Genomic DNA, 20509 nt, shown 5'->3' with positions numbered 1-20509 from the left:
TATTGCAGCAAAAAACGATCTGGCGTATGGTTCTTGTGTTTTTATCATAAAAAAGCCACCCTTGGGCAGCTTTATTAGCAATTTTTCGTAAGCATATGTGAGGTAAATAAAAAATTACAGATTATATCAGATATTTACCGACCTCTTTATAACACTTATCTCTGCATAAAAATGGCTGCTATGCCCCAAGTAGGCTCTGACCACAGACGCGCACTGTGTTGCCATTCAGGCCACCAGACGCAGGTGATGCCAACCATGCAATCGTCTCAGCGACATCCACTGGTAGACCGCCTTGGCTCATTGAGTTCATGCGGCGACCTGCTTCACGAATAGCAAATGGAATGGCTTCTGTCATTTGTGTTTCGATAAATCCTGGCGCCACGGCATTGATGGTCATACCTTTTGCATTGTTTTCTAATTGCTTGGCAGTCGCATCAACCAAACCAATAACCCCCGCTTTAGAGGTCGCATAATTGGTTTGACCCATATTACCCGCAATACCTGAGATTGATGATACACAGACAATACGTGCATTTTCTTTTAAGACATCGTTATCTAATAGATAACGGTTTAATTTGGCCACACTCCCCAGATTGATATCGATGACCATGTCCCATTTTTTCTCATCCATTTTTGCAAGCGTCTTATCACGAGTCACACCAGCATTATGAATGATTGAATCCAAGCCACCACGTTTCTGCGCAGCATCTGCAATTTGTGCACCCGCATCTTCACTGGTAATATCAACGGTTAGAATAGAACCACTGATTTCACTTGCTACTTTTTGCAAGTCACCTTGTTGCTGCGGTACATCTAAGCAAATAACATGAGCGCCTTCACGTGCCAATACACGAGCAATCGCTTCACCAATACCACGACTTGCACCAGTGACTAGCATAGTTTTTCCGCCCAGTGGTTGTGTCCAATCAACCTCAACCGAATCCCCCTTGCTAACGCGTACTACTTGACCTGACACATAAGACGAGCGTGCCGAAGTAAAGAAGCGCAGCGTTGAATCCAGATTCTTTTCAGCGCCTTCCTCTACATAAATAAGCTGTGCGGTGACGCCGCGTTTGAACTCTTTACCAACCGATTTTACAAAACCTTCGAGCGCACGCTGAGCCAATGCCGTTTCGATATCTGTAATCTGCTCAGGTGGACGACCAACAACGATCACTCGGCCTGACGTTTCTACGCGGCGTGCAACAGTATGGAAGAACTCATATACTTGCTTGAGCTCATCCGAATTACGGATATTACTGGCATCAAACAACAATACTTTAAATTTATCATCACCACCCGTATTGGCTTTTGCTTCTACGCTTGCATCAGCCAATGCGTCTTTGACATCGTCATGACTGTTAACGAACACCTCAGCATGCACATCCGATAAGATGCGTGCAACTGATTCACTGACACTTTTGTCTTCACCATTGGCGCGACCCACCAAAACACTACCGCGGACCAAACGCTCACCACTCTCAAAACGGTCAAGTGTGACTGGCAAAGGCAAGCCTAAGTTCTTTGCAACTTTTTTGCCAATAGAAGACTGAACAAAATCACCGTAACGGTCTGACATAATATAATCCTATAAGTAGTGGTTAGAGAATAATGAATAAAGAATGCAAATTGCCTAATACTAAATTACCTAATGCTATAGGCGCTCTGCTTTTATAATTATCGATATTGAATAAATGGCTCTCAAATCGTCTTAACTATACACTCTCATCATAGACAAGTCCAAAAATCGCGACTGTCTACAACAATCTGTAAACAAGCTAGTATACAAGTACGCTACTTTTCCTAGCATCAAGCGCACAACATCATGCTAAAATCAGGCCTATAAGTTATGTATAATTAAAAAATAGATAACAATATATTATCAAAAGCGCTGTTAAGCAATGCTGGTAATCAGTACTCATCAGTCTAATAGCTGTCTAATTATTACTTTTTAAGCACCTATTAAATTTGTCTGAGTTTGATATGGTTTGCCAAAGATATACAGTAAGGTCATAAAAACGCCTTATCATAAACAGCTGTATCAGGTAATAAATGATAATATTTGCTTATTGTTATTTTGCTGATTAAACCGTATTTTATTTTAAACACTCTTTTTCTCTCTTAAGGATAATACAATGAGTAATAAAAACAATCACGCTGATAGTCCTGTAGTGGAAAGCACTGTTGTAAAAGCCAGTAATGAAAAAAAACAAAAGCCAGCGGCAACCAAAAGTCGTAAATCTGGACTAGCCTCGGGGCAAAATCGAGTGGCTATCTTAGGGGGCAACCGTATTCCGTTTGCTCGCTCAAACGGTTCATACGCTGATGTTAGTAATACAGACATGCTAACGGCTGCTTTAGACGGTCTGATTGAGCGCTATAACCTACAAGATGAAGTACTGGGTGAAGTGGTGTCTGGTGCTGTCATGAAATTGAGCCGCGATATCAATCTTACTCGTGAAGCAACATTGAACACAGCGCTCAGCCCGCATACGCCAACTTACGACATCTCACAAGCTTGTGGCACAGGTTTACAAGCGACTTTCGCTTCTGCCAATAAGATTGCATTGGGTCTGATTGACTCAGCCATCACAGGTGGCGTTGATACGACCTCCGATGCACCTATTGCCATTGGCGATGGTTTACGCAAAGTCCTTATCAAGTTAGGTGCTGCAAAAGACAATAAGCAACGCCTAAAAGCCTTAATGGGTCTAAACCCAAAAGACTTGATTGACTCACCACAAAATGGCGAGCCGCGCACAGGTCTATCAATGGGTGAGCATCAAGCCATTACGACACTTGAATGGAATATCAGTCGTGAAGCACAAGATGAGTTGGCTTTTAATAGCCATAAAAACCTTGCCCGCGCTTATGATGAAGGCTTCTTTGATGACTTAATCACGCCATATAAAGGTTTGACGCGTGATAATAACTTGCGTCCAGACACAACTTTAGAAAAGTTAGGCAAACTAAAGCCTGTGTTTGGCAAAAAGAATGCCAACCCGACAATGACAGCGGCCAACTCTACTCCCTTAACCGATGGTGCCTCTTGTGTACTATTGGGTACTGATGAATGGGCAAAAGAGCACAATCTAAAACCACTGGCTTACATCGTACACCAAGAAACAGCAGCCGTTGATTTCATTGGTAAGTCTGGTACCACAGAAGGCTTACTCATGGCACCAGCTTATGCGGTACCACGTATGCTTGAGCATGCTGGTCTGACACTACAAGATTTTGACTTTTATGAGATTCACGAAGCGTTTGCTTCACAAGTATTGTCAACGCTTGCCGCTTGGGAAGACCAGAAGTTTTGCGAAGAGCGCTTAGGTCTTGACGCGCCACTTGGCGCTATTGATCGCAACAAACTTAATGTAAATGGGTCATCATTAGCAGCAGGTCATCCATTTGCTGCCACTGGCGCTCGTATCTTAGCAACTGCGGCAAAATTATTGGACCAAAAAGGATCTGGTCGTGCGCTTATCTCGATCTGTGCAGCAGGTGGTCAAGGTGTGACTTGCATCCTAGAAAAGTAGATCATTCAGCCATCCGTTACTGATTAGAAAGTAACGTAAGCCAAAATATTAAAACATCCTTTAATCTGCTGATTAGAGGATGTTTTTTTGTGCCTATATATCCATCGAAATGAACCACCTAATAAAAAATTCACATTTAGACAGCCAGTTCTCGTCATTATTTTTATCTTTATCTTTATCTTTATCTTTATCTTTATCTTTTGAATTAACTTGTCTTTTGAATTAAAAGCACCTTTACTCTAGGAACTTATAGGTATAACTCTATAGAAATACCCTTGTATCAATTCTATTTTAGAAGCTTCATACATTCGGTAACAAAATACGTGAAAATAAAATAAGAAAGCACAGCCAAGTCATAGGCCTTCTTGCTAAATATGCTAAAGTAAGACGCACTATTAATAAAAACTATAACAATATTTATCAGGAGCTTTTGATGGGTAATATACCTTCAGCCATTGACCCAAAATCTTTAACGACGCAAGAGCGCAATGAGCTTAGCGTGCTTGAGCAGGAAAATTTTGTTGAACGCATGGACAAAGAAGTCTTTAACGATGAGTTGCGTCGTAAGATGCATGAAGATTTGATCGACAATTATGATGAAGAGCTTGAAAACGAGATAGATGATTATATCCGTGACTTTCGTTTTGATGGTATTGAGATGAGTGAAAAAGAAAAGCTAAACCGTCGTACGTATTTTCAAGAATTGGTACGGCTACAACGAGAACTTATCAAGTTACAAGATTGGGTCGTCGATCGCGGTGAACGTATCGTAGTGATATTTGAAGGGCGAGACTCTGCTGGTAAAGGTGGCGCGATTAAGCGTATTACACAGCGCTTGAACCCTCGTGTATGCCGAGTGGCTGCCCTGCCTGCCCCTACTGAACGTGAGCAAACACAGTGGTATTTTCAGCGTTATGTGGCACACTTGCCAGCAGCAGGTGAAATTGTTTTATTTGATCGCAGTTGGTACAACCGTGGCGGTGTTGAACGAGTCATGGGATTTTGTAGCGATGCTCAATACGAAGAATTCTTTCAGTCCGTACCCGAATTTGAACGTATGCTGGTACGATCAGGCATTCGCTTAGTTAAATATTGGTTTTCAATCACTGATGATGAGCAGCACTCACGCTTTATGAGCCGTATTCATGATCCTCTCAAGCAATGGAAACTTTCACCCATGGACTTGCAATCACGAAGACGTTGGGAAGATTATACCAAAGCAAAAGAGACCATGTTTGAGCGTACTCATATCCCTGAAGCACCATGGTGGGTGGTTGAAGGTAATAATAAGAAGCGCGCTAGGCTAAACTGCATTGCGCACTTACTTGAGCAAATCCCTTACAAAGAAGTGCCGCGCGAAGAAGTTGAGCTACCTGATCGCAAGCGCGATGATGAATACTATCGTGAACCCATTCCAGATGATATGTATGTACCACCGCGCTACTAATTTCCTATGCTTCATAAAAAACAGCCTTATAAAATTATAAGGCTGTTTCTATACGTACTCAAAATCAAATACAGTTCTGGTAAATGCTGCATTCAATAAATAGCACTGCCACTAACTTTCAGCATTACATCGTATAAGTAGACTGTAAGCCATCTATTTTACCGGCCAATAAGCGCTCAACTTCGTTTTTGATTCTTTGACCTGCGATGTCTGTACCAATCTGTACGGCAAAACCTGCTGGACGCCCACCTTGTGTTTTAGTATTTACCCAAACCACTTTACCATTCATTGGTAACCGCTCGCTTGAGTTGGGTAAGGTGATGGCAATAAACACTTCATTACCCAATTTTTGAGGTTGATTGGAAGGCACAAATAATGCCCCATTACTCACAAAGGATAAGTAACTGGCATATAACGTCTCAATATTTTCAATATGGCAGGTTAAAATCCCGCCACGTCCTGGCATTGCCATGGTCAGCCTCCTTCATGAGTTAGATTTTTTTATACGACAACTTAGCGGTATACAGCGCATGATAATGATAAATACTCGAACTGCCGCCAGTGGTTATCATGCCATTCTATAAGTACGCCAATTCTTGCATCAGCTTATCATAGGCAAATTTTTCTTGCACATTTTGTTGTAGTGCAATTTTGGTCTGCTGTATGCTACTGGCAAATGCCTCTAATCCACTATCAGCTGGTTGATACGCGTCTAAAACGCTTGATAGATTGACGTCTTTTTGTAGTTCGCCAAGTCCAAGGCAGACACGGCGCATGTCAAGTAGCATCATTTCAGACAAGTGCATAAATTCTACGATACTTAACTGATTTTGCCAGTAGTCGCTCGCCGCCACGCTACTGCGCTTACCGCTACGTAATGCTTGCCACGTCGTTAACCATAAGCTTCGTTTACTGTACCATGGTGCTTGCGCCATGGCTATTGCTGCTAGAGGCGCACCATTTGCTAGTTGAATAAGTTGTTCAATAGCAGCTGTACCCACTGCCTCACGATTGACAGTGTGGCCCAATGCATTGGTTACGTAATTGACAGCAACTGTAGTATCAATTGTTTGTAATGGCAACTGCTGGACACGGCTTTTAATGGTAGGAAGCAATTGGGCAGGCGTATCACTGATCAAAAACAAATGCACCTGTGATTGTGGCTCCTCTAGCGTCTTAAGTAGTGCATTGGCAGCCGCAACGGTCATTTGCTCTGCTTGATCTAGTACACAAATACGTATTCCTTGACCACCTTGATAAATAAAAGGCTGCAAGGCACGAATGTCATCTATTTTTATTTTGAGCGCGCTGTTGGATTGGGACGCTTTTTTGTCTTTTGCTTTGCTATTCGACTTTTCTGTATTATCCGTAGACTCTGCACTACTTGGCATACGAACAATAGGTAATACTTGCAAGCTTGGATGCGTACCTGATCTGAGCCATTGACAGCTCTCACATTTTGCACAGGCCCCTGCTGGATGCGTTGCGCGCTCACGGCACAATAACCAAGCAATCAATCGCCATACAAAAGCACGCTTACCCATGCCTTGCATACCTGCGGCAAGTAGCGCATGAGGCAAGGGTTGTTGTGATTGCACTCGCGTTGTCAGCTGCGACCACAAAGCCTCTTGCCATGGCAACAACGGCGCAAAATAAATATTATCTGTGGTATCAACGACACTGTTGTTTTCCATGATGTTATTCATGACTATTTTTCAGCAGGGTTTTGAAAATCGGCTAGACTCATCGCATTTAAGCGGTCCAAGTCTTCTTGAGTATCAACACCAGCTGGTAATTGACAAGCTGCTGCTGCGATTGCAATATGTCCGCCATTTTCTAAAATACGTAATTGTTCTAGGCTTTCAAGACTCTCAAGTGGTGTTTGGGGCCAGTGCACAAACTGCTGTAATAAGCTGACGCGATAAGCGTATAGACCCAGATGACGATAGGCATTTTTTGGTGCTTGCTTATCCTGATTATTGGCCAAAACCACATCACGGTCACAAGGAATTGATGCTCGGCTAAAGTAAAGCGCACGCTGTCTGTTATCGGACTGCTGACTGACTACTTTTACCACAGACGGACGATGAAACGTCTCATAATCCTCTATAGGCTCACATAAGGTTGCCATTACGCTCTCATTGTCTGCTACCAAAAGTGCCTTGACCTGCTCCAGCAATAATGGCGGCACCAAAGGCTCATCACCTTGCATATTGACCACAATATCATTATCTGACCAGCCTTTGATAGCCGCTACTTCTGCTAGGCGATCTGTGCCCGATGCATGCTCGCTACTGGTCATCACCACATCAAAACCAGCTTCTATACATACGTGAGCAATGCGCTCATCATCAGTTGCAATACACATATCATCAGCAAAATGTGCAGCCTGTGCTTTTTCGGCAACCCAAAGAATCATTGGCTTGCCATGAATCATTAATAATGGCTTGCCAGGCAATCTTGTGCTTTTAAAGCGGGCAGGAATGACAATGTGGGTTTTAGCGGGCGCAGCAATGGATGACATGATTTATTCCTATGGGGTTTTATATGGTTTGAAGTATCAGCCATTGTTGTTTGTGCCATCTTAATCGTTAATATGACTGTCGGCTTGATCGTTTTGTATAGTAATACCTAATTGACTCAACTGTCGATTTAGATGCGGATAGCAGTTGTTGGACAGTACAGCGCTGACTGGTAAGACCCATAAATTATTTGCAAGCTTTTCATAATCGTCCATTAATGCTTGCTGTGCAGTATGTTCCAACAATAGGGCTCTTATTTTTACTGCATCTTTAGTGGTCACCACAATTGGATAATCGCTGTATTCAGCCAGCTCAGCCAAACTAAACGCATAATGGTCAGGATACGGATGCGCAATGACCTGATAACCAAGCGAATCTAGCGTATCAAAAAAACGCTGTGGATAACCAATGCCGCTTACTGCGTGTACTTGGCTACCTTTTTCAGGCATTTCCCTACTCATTTTACTGTCAAAGGAGGATTGCCATAAGCGCTGCATATTATCCGCTTCTAGATGCATGGTCAGACGATTGACATGATGCTGGTCATTCTCTTTGTTATCATGGTTTGATGCATCAATTGCCCTTTCATGATAAATGACATCCGCCTCTTTTAAACGTGATATTGGCTCACGTAAAAATCCAGTGGGTAACAGTTGCTTATTACCAAAACCTCGTGCCGCGTCCACCACAATCCATTCGATATCGCGCTGTAATGCATAATGCTGCAAACCATCATCTGCAATAATTAATTGTAGGTCTGGATATGTCTCCAACAGCGTAGTGATCGCTTGCTCACGGTTTGGGCATACCACCATCGCCACACCTGTCGTATTCACAATCAGACAAGGCTCGTCTCCCACCACATTGGGCAGACTGGTCTTACCGACCAACGCTGGCATCTGACTGGTATCCCCGCCATAACCACGACTAATGACACCGACGTGAATCCCTTGTTTTTGAAAATAGTCGACTAAGGTAATAATCAGCGGAGTCTTGCCACTACCACCCACACTAATGTTGCCAATCACCATGACAGGAACAGGAGCACGATAGCTTGATAAGAGGCCACTTTTGTAAGCCTGATGACGAAGCATGGTAATAAGCCCATATAGCCAGCTAAAAGGCAGCAACAGCCATAACCAAGTGGCCTGACGTTGCCACGCACGCGTCACCGTCGTCTCAATACTCATTGTTAGCCATTTATCCCACTTATTCGCATTACTCAAGCGCAAGAATTGTTTTTAACTATTGCCTGATTGACTCACGTCCTGATTTGATTGAACTACGTAAAGTCTCGAGCATACATTTGCGCATAATGACCTTGCTGTTGTATCAACTCATCATGTGTACCCAGCTCAACTATCTGACCACCATCCATGACAGCAATACGGTCGGCAGATTCGATGGTCGTCAAACGATGAGCGATCACCAATGTTGTACGGTCTTTCATCACGTTATCTAGCGCCTGCTGAATATAATATTCTGATTCGTTATCAAGGGCACTGGTGGCTTCATCTAAAATTAAAATAGGCGCATCTTTTAATAAAGCACGAGCAATAGATAAGCGTTGACGCTGTCCGCCAGAGAGCTGCAAACCTTCAGCCCCGATTTCACTTTGGTAGCCATTTGGCATTTTTACAATAAAGTCATGAGCAAAGGCATCTTTTGCTGCTTTTTCGACTTCGGCTTGGGTTCTATTGGCTAAGCTACCATAAGCGATGTTATTAAATACGGTAGTATTAAAGAGTACCACTTGCTGATTGACCATCGCAATTTGAGAACGTAAGCTTTCTAACGTGATATCTTCAATAGGCATGCCGTCTAAAGTAATCTGCCCTGAAGTCGTCGATAAAGTGCGGGTCAGCAAATTCACCAAAGATGATTTACCAGCGCCACTGCGACCGACCAATGCTACTGTCTCGCCCGCTCGTACATCCAACGTAAAATCACGCAGTGCTATGGTTGAATCTGGATACACCAAACCAACATTATCTAAACGAATCTGTCCTGATAGCTCTGGGCTCAGCACGCCTGTGTCTTTTTCTTCTGGCTCATCCAATAAGGCAAATATCGACTCACCTGCAGCAATACCTTTTTGCAATTTTTGATTGATATCAGTCAATGACCGTACTGGCTTACTAAGTAAGCCTGCAGCGGCAATATAGGAGATAAAAGCGCCCGCCGAGATATTGTCTATCACTGCTGGACGCAAGGCAAGCCATACGACGATTGACATGGCTATTGCCATCAATAGCTGTACGGCTGGCGTATTAATGCTGTTGGTAACAACAACCTTCATCCCTTGACGTAGGTTCTTTTTTGAGGTTTTATCAAAACGCTTGGCTTCATAGGCTTGTCCACCATAATTTTTGACCACTTGGTAGCCGCCGATGACCTCATTAGTGATATGACTCACATCGCCCATTGTCTCTTGAATGCCTTTAGACAGCTTGAGATATCGTTTGGAAGCCAGACGAATTAGCCATAATATAGGCGGTAACACGACAAACAAAATCAAGGTCAAACGCCAGTTGCTATAAAGCAAAAACCCAATCAATGCTACGACCGTCAAACCATCACGCAGTAAGGTTTTCATAGAGTCAGTACTGGCGGCTGTTACCTGTTCAACATCAAAAATCAATTTGGATGATATGGTACCAGCTGGATTGGCTAAATAAAATGAGCTCGGCAAGCGTAGCAATTTATTAAAAACTTCTACTCTGAGCTCATAAACCAAGTTACGTGAGACTAATGCAGAATAGTAGTTACCTAAAAAACTGCCAACACCGCGAACAAAGAACAATGCAATGATTAATAACGGGAATAAGTCCTGTTGACTTTGATCATTTTGATTAATAGCATCAGTGATATATTGCAGCAGCTTGGCAATCCAAATCTCAGTACCAGCATTGATGGCAAATCCCAAAACCGTGAGCAATAATGCCCACCAGTATGGTTTTAAATAGCTCAAAAGGCGCAATAAGGTGGCATACCTAGACACACTTGCTGGTGCTACCTTAGCAGAAGTTTTGGCAGAATCAGATTGATAAGTTTGGCTCATAAAAGCCTCAATTCGGGTATCATCATATGAATGGACTGTGCTTAACACACAGCTTTACAGGAATAGTTTTAGCAAAAACTGGCTATATGCCATAGGCATTATTGCGGTAAAGGTTGCCCAAGTGGCACAACAGTACTGATATTAAGATTTAAAAAACCAAGTTTACCAGCGATATCCATTACCCGCACGACTGACTGATGGGTGGCATTGGCATCGGCAGCAATGACAAATAGCATATCACGATTACTGCCTGCTTCTTGTTGTAGCATACTGGTCAATTCTGCTTCATTGCTACTAGCTAGGGTAATACCATTAACCAAATAACTGCCATCTTCTTGCACTGCTACTTCAAGGCTATTTTTTTGCTCTGTCAATGCGACACCTTCAGCCTCAGGAAGAATGATATTCAGGCGACTAAAATGATTGAACGATGTTGCCAACAGCAAAAATACAATTAAAAATAGCAAGCAGTCGATCATCGGGGTTAAGTTAATTTCAAGTGGCTCAACCGTTGGTTTTCTAAAGCGCATATTACTCTCTTTAATCCGCGTAGTACTAATGTCCTTGAGACATGGTTGGTTAAGCGTTAATGACGGGATTCAAACCATTAAAATACATTACGGCTCAATCTTATATAACAATCTCATTCTTTTCATCTGCCGCCCATTCAGACCATGAACCGTCATATAGAGAAGTACTCTCAAAACCAGCTATTTTTGCAGCTACTAACACGATACACGCTGTTATTCCTGACCTGCAACTAAAAACGAGCGAATCAGACTTCGCAATTCCTTTTTTGGCAAAAACGTCATCAATCTGCTTTGCGTCCAAATAAAACGCTCCGTTCAGAACATTTGCGAACGGTATGTTTAAAGATTTCGGAATGCTTCCACTGCTTAAGCCTTTTCTCGGTTCAGGGTCAGTGCCTAAAAACCTACCAGAGCTACGGGCATCAATCAATGTAAACTGCTGACTGCTCAAATTGTCTCTGATTTCTTGCGTGTTTTTTACATTTGATATTGGGTTCACATTGGGACAAAACTTTAATGCGTCAGGCGCCAAGAAATTATCATCAATGCTATATCCACTTTCAACCCACGATTTTAGTCCACCATTCAATATTAGTACGTCTTTAAAACCAGATTCGGTTAACATCCAGTAAGCCCTTGGAGATGAGTAAATACCCTTATTGTCGTAGACAACAATAGAGTCCTCAATATCAAGTCCTAATTTTTGGCAGGACTCAGCGATCATATCTCTAGAAGGCAAAGTATGAGGAAAAACACTCAAACTGTCTGAGAAGCCCTCGTCAAGGTCAAACTTTAATGCGCGAGGAATGATTCCATTTGCCATTTCGTTTGCTGTATTTGAAACCGATGACCTTAAAGACGTATCTAAAATTTTTATTTTTTTACCCATTGCCATTTGGTTGGCAAGCTCTTGTGCTGAAATCAATATTTTTTTCATAAGCGCTATACTAAGAAAGAGCAGACTTTGCTTAGACCTTCCTCCATTACACTTTAATTGCTACCATTTTATTTCAGTTTGAAGCACTCATTGGACGCTCATGTTTCAAGCCTTCACCATTTACTACCGTATGGGTACGAGACTGATTAAAACCAGCAGCATGCGTATTTTCAAGTAACTGGTAATCGTATAGCTCTTGAATCATTAGCCCTGCTTGGGTCTCAAACTGCGCATTGATATCAATGATGCGGCGCTGAAAATAACGATAAGCAACCAGCGCTGGGATAGCGACAATCATACCCGCTGCTGTGGTAATCAATGCTTGTGACACACCCGCCGCAAGCATCGTCGGATCTTGCATCGCACCATCGGTAATCGCTAAAAACGAAGAAATAATACCCAATACTGTACCCAATAGTCCGAGCAGCGGTGCAATCGCCCCTATGGTACCGAGCATATTGATGTTCTTTTCTAATTGATGAATTTGCACGCTCGCACGATTCTGCATATGCATCGTCATTGACTCTAAGCCATACTGGCGGTAGAGCAAACCCGTTGCTAGAATATCGCCAAGCGCGGTTTTTTCTTTGACATTCATCAATTGTGTTCGACCAATATCACCGTTTTCACGCAAGCGAGTGATCAGCTGTTCGCGCAGCCTAGTGGGTACAATCTTGTTAAACTGTAAAGTATGGCTACGCTCAATAATAATAACCAATGCCAAAATCGAGCACAAAACAATAGGGGTCATTAACCAACCACCTGCTTTCACCAACTCCCACATATTGACTCTCTTCTATTTTTTCTAAAAACAGTGGTTACCAAGATGATTTAAATATGGATAGGCCGTGCAAACTTATTTTAATACTCAAGCCTGCGCTTCTATGTGCTTAATGAGCGCTGCAAGCTGGTCCTGACTATGGAAGAAAATCTCAACGCTGCCCTGCCCATCTTTTTTATGCTTGAGCTTTACTTGAGCGCCTAACATATCTGTGAGTCTTTGCGTCAATTGTTCAGCATCACGAGATTGGATTTGTTCGGCACGATTGGCTTTCGGAGCAGGCTGTAAAATGGATTTGACCAATTTTTCAGCCTCGCGTACTGTCATACCACCATCGATGATTTTTTGCGCAATGATTGGCTGCTGTTCTGACGATAATGCTAAAAGTGTACGCGCATGACCCATATCTAAGGTATTGTTCGCCAAATGGTCTTTTACTGTATCATGCAACTGATTCAAACGTAGTAAGTTTGACACCGTCGTACGCGCTTTACCCACAACCTCGGCAATCATGGCATGACTCATACCAAATTCTGTATGAAAGCGCTGCAAAGCCGCAGCCTGTTCAATCACAGACAAATCTTCCCGTTGAATATTTTCAATCAGTGCCAGTGCGATAGCCAACTCATCAGATAAAGCACGCTCAATCGCTGGGATTACTGATTTTCCGGCCATTTTTGCTGCACGCCAGCGGCGCTCACCAGCAATGATTTCGTGCGTCACAAATGCTTCGCTTTTATCCTCATTCGCCAGTAACGGACGAATCACGATAGGCTGCATCACACCATGTTGCTCGATAGAAGATGCCAGCTCAGCCAAGGCCGTTTCACTCATATCACGGCGCGGTTGATATTTACCGGCTTGTAAGCGCATCACATCGATTTGTACCAAGCTGATTTGGTCTTCTGTGGCACTAGCCTCTGTCCCATTAGTACGTGGCTTATTGGCTGCTGCTTTACTCGCTGTACGTGGCAAACGTGCTTTACGATTGCTCGTATCCGTGGTTTCAGAGCCAAGCGTTTTAGCATCCGTTGGCTTTGTAGACGGTTTGTCGCTAGCCTCAGGGCTACTTAGTTTATCTAATGCACTGGTATCTGGCGTCTCAACTGGCAAAGTATTGTCGCGCACAGCCATATCATCTTGCAAGGCAGAGGCGGCAATTTGCTTTTCTTTTTTGATTGACCCTAATAAGGCATCCAAGCCTCGATTGGCAGCCAATCCTCTTTTCTTTGCCATGATTACCTATCCTCTAACGCTAAAATAAAAGCCAAATAATGATTCATGCGGCTTACTAAAAATACAATGTTAAGTGTTTTGATGTCCCACTGGATATGCTCGCTTCTGACTGGTCGGTTTCATTGATGACCACCTATTGTCGCTTAAAAGCAAAACAATTAACGACTTTGTTTCATCACTTCTGCTGCCAATTTTTGGTAAGCACGCGCACCTTTCGACCATCTTTCGTACGCAATAACTGGCAAACCGTGCGCTGGTGCTTCTGCCAAGCGAATATTTCTTGGAATATGTGTGTTATACATGATATCGCCGAAATGTGACTCCAATTCGGCAGACACATCTCGCGCCAGTGTATTACGTGCATCGAATAACGTTCTCACAACGCCACGAATATAAAGGTTGGGATTGAGTTCAGTTAAACGCTCAATGGTTTGTGACAAGTCCGCAAGACCTTCTAATGCATAATACTCACACTGCATAGGAATGATTACCCCATCTGTCGCGACTAACGCATTAATGGTTAGTAGATTCAAACTGGGTGCACAATCGATAATGACATAATCATAAGCAGGCTTTTGAGCAGTGATTTGATCGTTTATCAAATCGGCCATTGCTGTTTTAAACAACTCATGACTATCGGTCTTGCTCATTAAAGTGATGTCCATGCCAGCCAAATCGCGATTGGCACCGATGACATCAAATCCTGCTGGGCTGGTGACAATAGCATCTGTCAGAGACACGCCATCAAGCAGCACATCGGCTATCGTCAACGCCAATTCATTTTTGTCTACACCAGTGCCACTGGTCGCATTGCCCTGTGGGTCTAAGTCAATCAGTAGTACATGCTTGTGCTTAGCAGCCAAGCTGGCGGTCAAATTTACCGCCGTTGTGGTTTTGCCCACGCCGCCTTTTTGATTCGCAATTGCTATGATTTCCATACACTCACTCAATTTTATTAGGGTCTATTACCGTTATTCTTGTTTGTTATCTACTTCGTCATTGCCTGCGCCAAGACTGTATCGTCACCATGCCTCAAAGCGCATGCATCATACTTGGATATTGAAGCGACATAAACCATTCATTAGATAAATAGCGCACTTTTTTCAGCGCATTTTCCATACTATGCCATTTAAATACAGGCGTAAACTATGTTTCACAAAAAAATCATTGCTGTTTCATGGTCAAAAGCTATTGGTAGCTTAGACATTTTTGATAGATAATTCAATTAAATGACGGCTATCGTGTAAATATGGCACATGAAGTTTGATGGTCTTGATGTTCCACTCACTCTCAAGCGCTTGCAGCTCTTCCTCGCTTGGCGCTTTCCCTTTCATAGCACACAGATAACCATTATCTGCCAGTCTAGGTTGTGCCACTTCAACAAAATCTATCAAGCTGGCAAATGCTCTTGAGGTGACCACGTCATAGCTGGCCTCATGAGCTTCAATGCGAGAAGCAATCGGCTGCATATTACTCAAATCAAGCTCACTACTGATTTGCTTAATAAAACGGATTTTTTTCTGGTTACTATCAAGTGCCGTACACTGACGTTCTGGCTGACAAATAGCAATAATAACAGCAGGTAAACCCGCGCCAGTACCAATATCGAGCAAAGATCCTGCTGGTAAATGCGTTATAATAGCCAAACAATCAATCACATGCTTGATCAAGGCTTCTTCTGGATCAGTGATTGCGGTCAGATTATACGCTTTATTCCATAATAAGAGCTGGTCTAAGTACAATAATAACGTGCGTTGCTGCATCTCGCTTAGAGGTAGATTCAGCTTGTCTACTGCTTGCGACAAAGTCTTAGCAAGTGCTGGTAATTGTGAACCAAGCTTTACAAAGCCAGTCGAATCCATATGTACACTACCTGTACTAGCAGAAGATAAAGAGGTTTTAGCGGAAGCTGACATACAACAAGTTATCCAGTTTTGACATGTGAACCGTCTATTTTATCATGCAGCCTGCTCATTGAATAGTTGCAGATTGCGCCAATGTGAGACATCTTATACTATCTTCCCCTATATGAAGTGCGTTATTCTTCTTTAATGACTTTAAATTGACTATTCTTTTATACCTATTTCTTTCATTTTACTTACCCATTTACTTTATCATGATACAAAACTGCATTTAATGACTTGTCTCAAGTGCAGCCATATCTTGTAATATGCTTTAGCGGTTTGTCAAAATGGTATGAAAAAATCAGGCTTATAAAAACAAATACAGAAAATAAGAACCTAGCTAAACATTAAAAAATCAATAATGATTCAACGCTTTTAAGACGATCTATCATACGCTTATGACTGAACAACTTCACAACCTTCATTATCAAGTACTAAAAGACACCAATAATATGGCAACATCCCTCTCTGAGTTAAAAGATACCGAGCAAACAGCACCAACTACCCCGCATCCTGTTTTTATTGAGGTCGAGCAACGTTGCCTGATCAGCGCCGAGCAACTCAAGCGTTATAGCAATCCCGATGAGCTACCGACTGACACGCGCACAGCGCCTGACTTAGATGTTGGCTTTGGTCAACAGCGTGCCCTCAAAGCTTTGCAAACGGCCCTAGATATCAAAGCCAGTGGCTATCATGTATTTGCCGCTGGAGAAAATGGTTTAGGCAAGCGCACGATTATCAGCCGTTTGCTCACGCGCATCGCATCTGATGCACAGACACCAGATGATTGGGTATACATACATAATTTTACTGATCCTCGTACCCCTTTGGCTTTGCGACTGCCAGCAGGTCATGCGGATCTTTTACAGCAGCAAGTCAATCATCTGTGGCAACAAGCCAAAAAACGTTTGAGTCAGCGTTTTCGTAGCGATCAATATCAAAGCAAAATCGAAGCCATCAAAAACAATACGCATCAAAAAGAAAGTCAAGCGTATGAAGTACTAAATGCTGAAGGTAAGCAATATGACTTGGCGCTGACGTTTCGATCGTTTGATAATAAAGCCGTTTTTGTGCATCCTAGCCAGCTACAAACTGACAATGAAGATAATGAAAACACCGATCAGCCCGTAAATAACGCCAATAAAAAAGTAGACGTAGAAGATAGCAAAGAAACTTCTGTTAATGGTGCAGAAGACAACGATACTGAATACGGTAATAGTGAATACGAGACTGAACTGAATAATTTTGTACAAAAGAACCATATGCAAAAAAGGCTCAGTCAGTTGACCATCGCTTTGGAGCAGTTGGAAGACGAAGCCAACGATGCGATAGAAGCGCTGCATAGAAACATTGCACAGCGAGCATTACAGCCTTTGTTTGCCCCTGTTTATGAACAATTTACCGCTCACCCACTTGTCGTTGATTATCTCAAAGCGGTGTTTGCCGACATGGTCACTCATGTAGAACGCATCGTCAATGGGGACGATGAAGAATTCGTGACAGCAGTTTTGGCCACCACGCCAAGTCGTTATGCGGTCAATGTGATTGTCAGTCATGCACCTGACAGTGGTGCGCCAGTTATCTTCGAAGACCTACCAACTCATTTAAACTTATTGGGTCATGTTGAGCAGATCACACAGTTGGGCACAGTGACCACCGACGTCAGCATGATTCGAGCAGGCGCGCTACACCGTGCCAACGGTGGCTATTTACTATTAGAAGCCAGTCACTTACTAGAGCACCCTTATGCTTGGCAAGGGCTCAAGCGAGCCTTGCAATCTCGCAAAATCAAGCTCTCAAGCCTTGAGCAGATGCTGACCTTAACAGGTAGCTTATCGTTATCACCTGCACCCATTGATTTGGACATCAAGGTTATCTTGTTGGGCGAAGCAGACTTGTATTATGAGCTGCTGGAGCTTGAACCTGAGTTTGACGCGGTTTTTAAGGTTCGCGCTGACTTTCATGACGACGTGGTTCGTACCAGCGAGCATGAACTAGCACTGGTCGCGAAGATGGCTGACATCATCGACTATGCCAACCTTTATCCCTTCGATCGTCACGCCCAAGCCACTTTGCTTGAGCATTTGAGCTTACAAGCGGAAGAACAAGACCGCTTGAGCCTACATAGCGATCTTTTAATCAAACTGCTTCATGAATCAAACCGCCATGCACGCTTGGATGATGAAAACATTGTTACTGCCACGCATGTTACTCAAGCCATTAGTGATATGGATGAGCGCTCAGGATACTTAAGAGATCTGTATTGGGATGAGCTGAAAAACGGTCAGCAATTGATTCAAACACAAGGGCACGCCGTCGGACAGGTAAATGCTTTAACGGTGGTTAGCTATGCGGATAGTGAGTTTGGCATGCCAGCACGTCTCACCGCAGTCATCCAACCAAATATAGGCGCTGGGGAAATTCTAGATATTGAGCGCGACGTGGATTTAGGCGGTAGCTTACATGCCAAAGGTATGCTTATCATGACCAGCTACTTACGGGCACTTTTTAGTCAGCATCATGCCTTAAACTTTAGCGCGTCACTCGCTTTTGAACAAAGCTACGCCCACATAGATGGCGATAGTGCCACCGTCAGCGAAGGTTGCGCCCTATTGTCCGCACTAGCCAACGTACCTATTGACCAATCTTTTGCCATCACAGGCTCCATGAATCAGCTCGGCGAAGTACAGGCCGTGGGCGGTATCAATGCAAAAATCGCAGGTTTTTTTGATGCGTGCCGTGAGCAAGAATTGACAGGGCAGCAAGGCGTTGTGATCCCTATGGCCAATGTCAAACAACTGATGCTACGCGACGATATTATTGAAGCCGTCAAAGCTGGCAGTTTTCATATTTATGGTGTTCATACATTAAGCGAAGCCCTAACACTGATGACAGGCCTTCCTATCGATACCATGAATAAAAAGGGCCGCTACCGCAAAGACACTCTATTTGGCAAAGTATTGAGTCGTCTGATGCTATGGGATGAGAATCAGAACGAAGAAGAGGATATTGACGATAAGAAGTCAAAAAAGAAGGACAAGAAAAAGCGGAAAGCTAAACGTCAAAAAAAAGAAGACCCTAGAAGAAAAGACACTGCTAAACATCAAAGAAATGAGAGTGAAGTGGTGGACACAATGAATGGTCGTAAAGAGGTTATTGATGACGAAAAGAGCATCGATAGTGATGAAAATGCAAAACCACTTGATAGTATTTAATACAAATTATAGTAGGGTGTAATAACGTGATGCTTCACTATATGCGGTATTGGCTTAGCAACACTTGGCGGACGTACACAGTGGCGAACGTCCCTAGACGCTACGATATTTTTCTGCGATGATAAATAGCTCTTGGTGCGCTAACACGTATAAAAACTGACTATAACTTTATAAAGGTTATCTCTTAATGACTGTACATCCTACTGATGCTAACTCTCTTCAAAGACAGACAGATTCTGATGAGCAGACTAACATACCAGTCGCAACGGACAGTCAGGTCTTGAACGATACAAGCGACAATCGCCACGGCGCAGCCACAACAGCGCGGCAATGGCAAGTGCTATCTCAGCTACAGCGTAATCGCTGGGTAGGCACAACCCATATATTTGAACAGCTTATCATGGCAGGTTTTGACATCAGTCTGCGTACTGTGCAGCGTGATTTAAATGCACTGGCCAAACGCTTTCCTATTGAAAAAAACAATGCCAATCCACAAGGTTGGCGCTGGTGCGATGACGCACCATTGCAGAGTTTGCCACATATGAATCTATCGCAAGCCGTTGCTTTTAATATGGTAGAAGCCAATCTGACTCAGCTACTGCCCCCTGTTATTTTGGATGAATTGTTTCCTTGGTTTGACTTGGCCAGACGACAATTAAAAAACAGCAAAGTCACGCATTCATGGATAGATAGAGTCCGTATTGAACCTGCAACTCAGCCCTTGATTGCGCCACATATCAACTTAGAAAGTAAAGACAACATTTATCATGCTTTGTTTTATCAATTACAAATCAAAGCCAGCTATACTCGTGGTGATAAATCTCAGGCCAGTGAATATACTCTAAATCCAATTGCTATTATTCAACGCGGTGTCATCATATATTTGGTCGCCACTCGTACCGACGACACAGAATCCATCATTCGTACGTTTGCTTTGCACCGTTTTGCCAGTGTCGAAATTCTCGACAGCACCGCAAAAACGCCAGAGAATTTCCAGCTTGATACGTATTTGGACGCAGGTGGCATGGGCTTTAGTCACCCATTATTTAGCGAGCTGCCCAACCGTGGTAAAAATACATCCATTGAGCTACAATTTACCAAGCAAGCCGGTAAAAGCCTAACCGAAAGTAAGCTGAGCGATGATCAAATTGTCATGTCAAACGACGATGACACCTTGACCATCCAAGCCACTGTAAATCTGACGTCACAGCTGGTTTGGTGGTTGCGCGGTTTTGGCAATGGTTTATTAAATGCCAAACCTGAGCTGCTATATCAAGCTGTATTAGATAAATCGCTAAATAATGAATAATGCCTAACTATAACAACACTCAAATTTAACT

The 20509-nt window shown here is 43.1% G+C and carries 16 protein-coding genes; 4 read left to right on the top strand and 12 right to left on the bottom strand.

What is annotated here, in order from left to right:
* Window positions 1-178: 178 nt before the first annotated feature.
* Window positions 179-1579: a 3-oxoacyl-ACP reductase gene (locus FW759_RS08030; protein ID WP_446442669.1), complete on the bottom strand. Its 1401-nt coding sequence runs from the start codon at window positions 1577-1579 to the stop codon at window positions 179-181.
* A 556-nt stretch (window positions 1580-2135) separates the two neighbouring features.
* Here FW759_RS08030 and FW759_RS08025 point away from each other — a divergent pair.
* Together FW759_RS08025 and ppk2 are read left to right on the top strand one after the other, a co-directional pair.
* The gene (locus tag FW759_RS08025; protein ID WP_446442668.1) at window positions 2136-3536 is read left to right on the top strand and encodes an acetyl-CoA C-acetyltransferase; all 1401 of its coding nucleotides are present in this window, start codon (window positions 2136-2138) and stop codon (window positions 3534-3536) included.
* 433 nt (window positions 3537-3969) lie between these two features.
* The gene (ppk2, locus tag FW759_RS08020) at window positions 3970-4983 is read left to right on the top strand and encodes a polyphosphate kinase 2 (RefSeq protein ID WP_228139918.1); all 1014 of its coding nucleotides are present in this window, start codon (window positions 3970-3972) and stop codon (window positions 4981-4983) included.
* A 124-nt stretch (window positions 4984-5107) separates the two neighbouring features.
* Here ppk2 and FW759_RS08015 read toward each other — a convergent pair whose 3' ends face one another.
* From FW759_RS08015 to rsmG, 11 genes are all read right to left on the bottom strand, one after another.
* Window positions 5108-5455, bottom strand: a complete 348-nt coding sequence (locus FW759_RS08015; protein WP_062844305.1) for a PilZ domain-containing protein — start codon at window positions 5453-5455, stop codon at window positions 5108-5110.
* 106 nt (window positions 5456-5561) lie between these two features.
* The gene (locus FW759_RS08010) at window positions 5562-6677 is read right to left on the bottom strand and encodes a DNA polymerase III subunit delta' (protein WP_443571570.1); all 1116 of its coding nucleotides are present in this window, start codon (window positions 6675-6677) and stop codon (window positions 5562-5564) included.
* Between the two features lie 14 nt (window positions 6678-6691).
* Window positions 6692-7507 carry a 3-deoxy-manno-octulosonate cytidylyltransferase gene (kdsB, locus tag FW759_RS08005; RefSeq protein WP_443571569.1) on the bottom strand — a complete coding sequence of 272 codons (816 nt, stop codon included), beginning with the start codon at window positions 7505-7507 and terminating at the stop codon, window positions 6692-6694.
* A gap of 60 nt (window positions 7508-7567) precedes the next feature.
* Complete coding sequence (gene lpxK / locus FW759_RS08000; RefSeq protein WP_443571568.1) at window positions 7568-8695, bottom strand: tetraacyldisaccharide 4'-kinase; 1128 nt, start codon at window positions 8693-8695, stop codon at window positions 7568-7570.
* A gap of 92 nt (window positions 8696-8787) precedes the next feature.
* The gene (gene msbA / locus FW759_RS07995; protein ID WP_062844301.1) at window positions 8788-10566 is read right to left on the bottom strand and encodes a lipid A export permease/ATP-binding protein MsbA; all 1779 of its coding nucleotides are present in this window, start codon (window positions 10564-10566) and stop codon (window positions 8788-8790) included.
* Window positions 10567-10664: 98 nt separating this feature from the next.
* Window positions 10665-11096 (bottom strand): ExbD/TolR family protein, encoded by a 432-nt coding sequence (locus FW759_RS07990; protein ID WP_446442667.1) that lies wholly within the window; start codon window positions 11094-11096, stop codon window positions 10665-10667.
* 100 nt (window positions 11097-11196) lie between these two features.
* Window positions 11197-12033: a sulfurtransferase gene (locus FW759_RS07985; protein WP_446442666.1), complete on the bottom strand. Its 837-nt coding sequence runs from the start codon at window positions 12031-12033 to the stop codon at window positions 11197-11199.
* Between the two features lie 73 nt (window positions 12034-12106).
* A complete protein-coding gene (locus FW759_RS07980; RefSeq protein ID WP_446442665.1) occupies window positions 12107-12817 on the bottom strand; it encodes a MotA/TolQ/ExbB proton channel family protein in 711 nt (236 codons plus the stop codon).
* Between the two features lie 84 nt (window positions 12818-12901).
* A complete protein-coding gene (locus tag FW759_RS07975) occupies window positions 12902-14050 on the bottom strand; it encodes a ParB/RepB/Spo0J family partition protein (RefSeq protein ID WP_446442664.1) in 1149 nt (382 codons plus the stop codon).
* A 158-nt stretch (window positions 14051-14208) separates the two neighbouring features.
* Complete coding sequence (locus tag FW759_RS07970) at window positions 14209-14988, bottom strand: ParA family protein (protein WP_446442663.1); 780 nt, start codon at window positions 14986-14988, stop codon at window positions 14209-14211.
* Window positions 14989-15249: 261 nt separating this feature from the next.
* Window positions 15250-15966, bottom strand: coding sequence for a 16S rRNA (guanine(527)-N(7))-methyltransferase RsmG (gene rsmG / locus FW759_RS07965; protein ID WP_446442662.1), 717 nt, complete (start codon window positions 15964-15966; stop codon window positions 15250-15252).
* A 440-nt stretch (window positions 15967-16406) separates the two neighbouring features.
* Here rsmG and FW759_RS07960 point away from each other — a divergent pair, with 440 nt between their 5' ends.
* Both FW759_RS07960 and FW759_RS07955 read left to right on the top strand, forming a co-directional pair.
* The gene (locus tag FW759_RS07960; protein WP_446442758.1) at window positions 16407-19169 is read left to right on the top strand and encodes an AAA family ATPase; all 2763 of its coding nucleotides are present in this window, start codon (window positions 16407-16409) and stop codon (window positions 19167-19169) included.
* A gap of 187 nt (window positions 19170-19356) precedes the next feature.
* A complete protein-coding gene (locus tag FW759_RS07955) occupies window positions 19357-20478 on the top strand; it encodes a helix-turn-helix transcriptional regulator (protein ID WP_446442661.1) in 1122 nt (373 codons plus the stop codon).
* Window positions 20479-20509 lie beyond the last annotated feature (31 nt).

This window comes from Psychrobacter sp. 1176_08 (genome assembly GCF_052850615.1).
The sequence above is the reverse complement of the archived record's forward strand: the minus strand, read 5'-3'. Positions and strand labels throughout refer to the sequence as shown.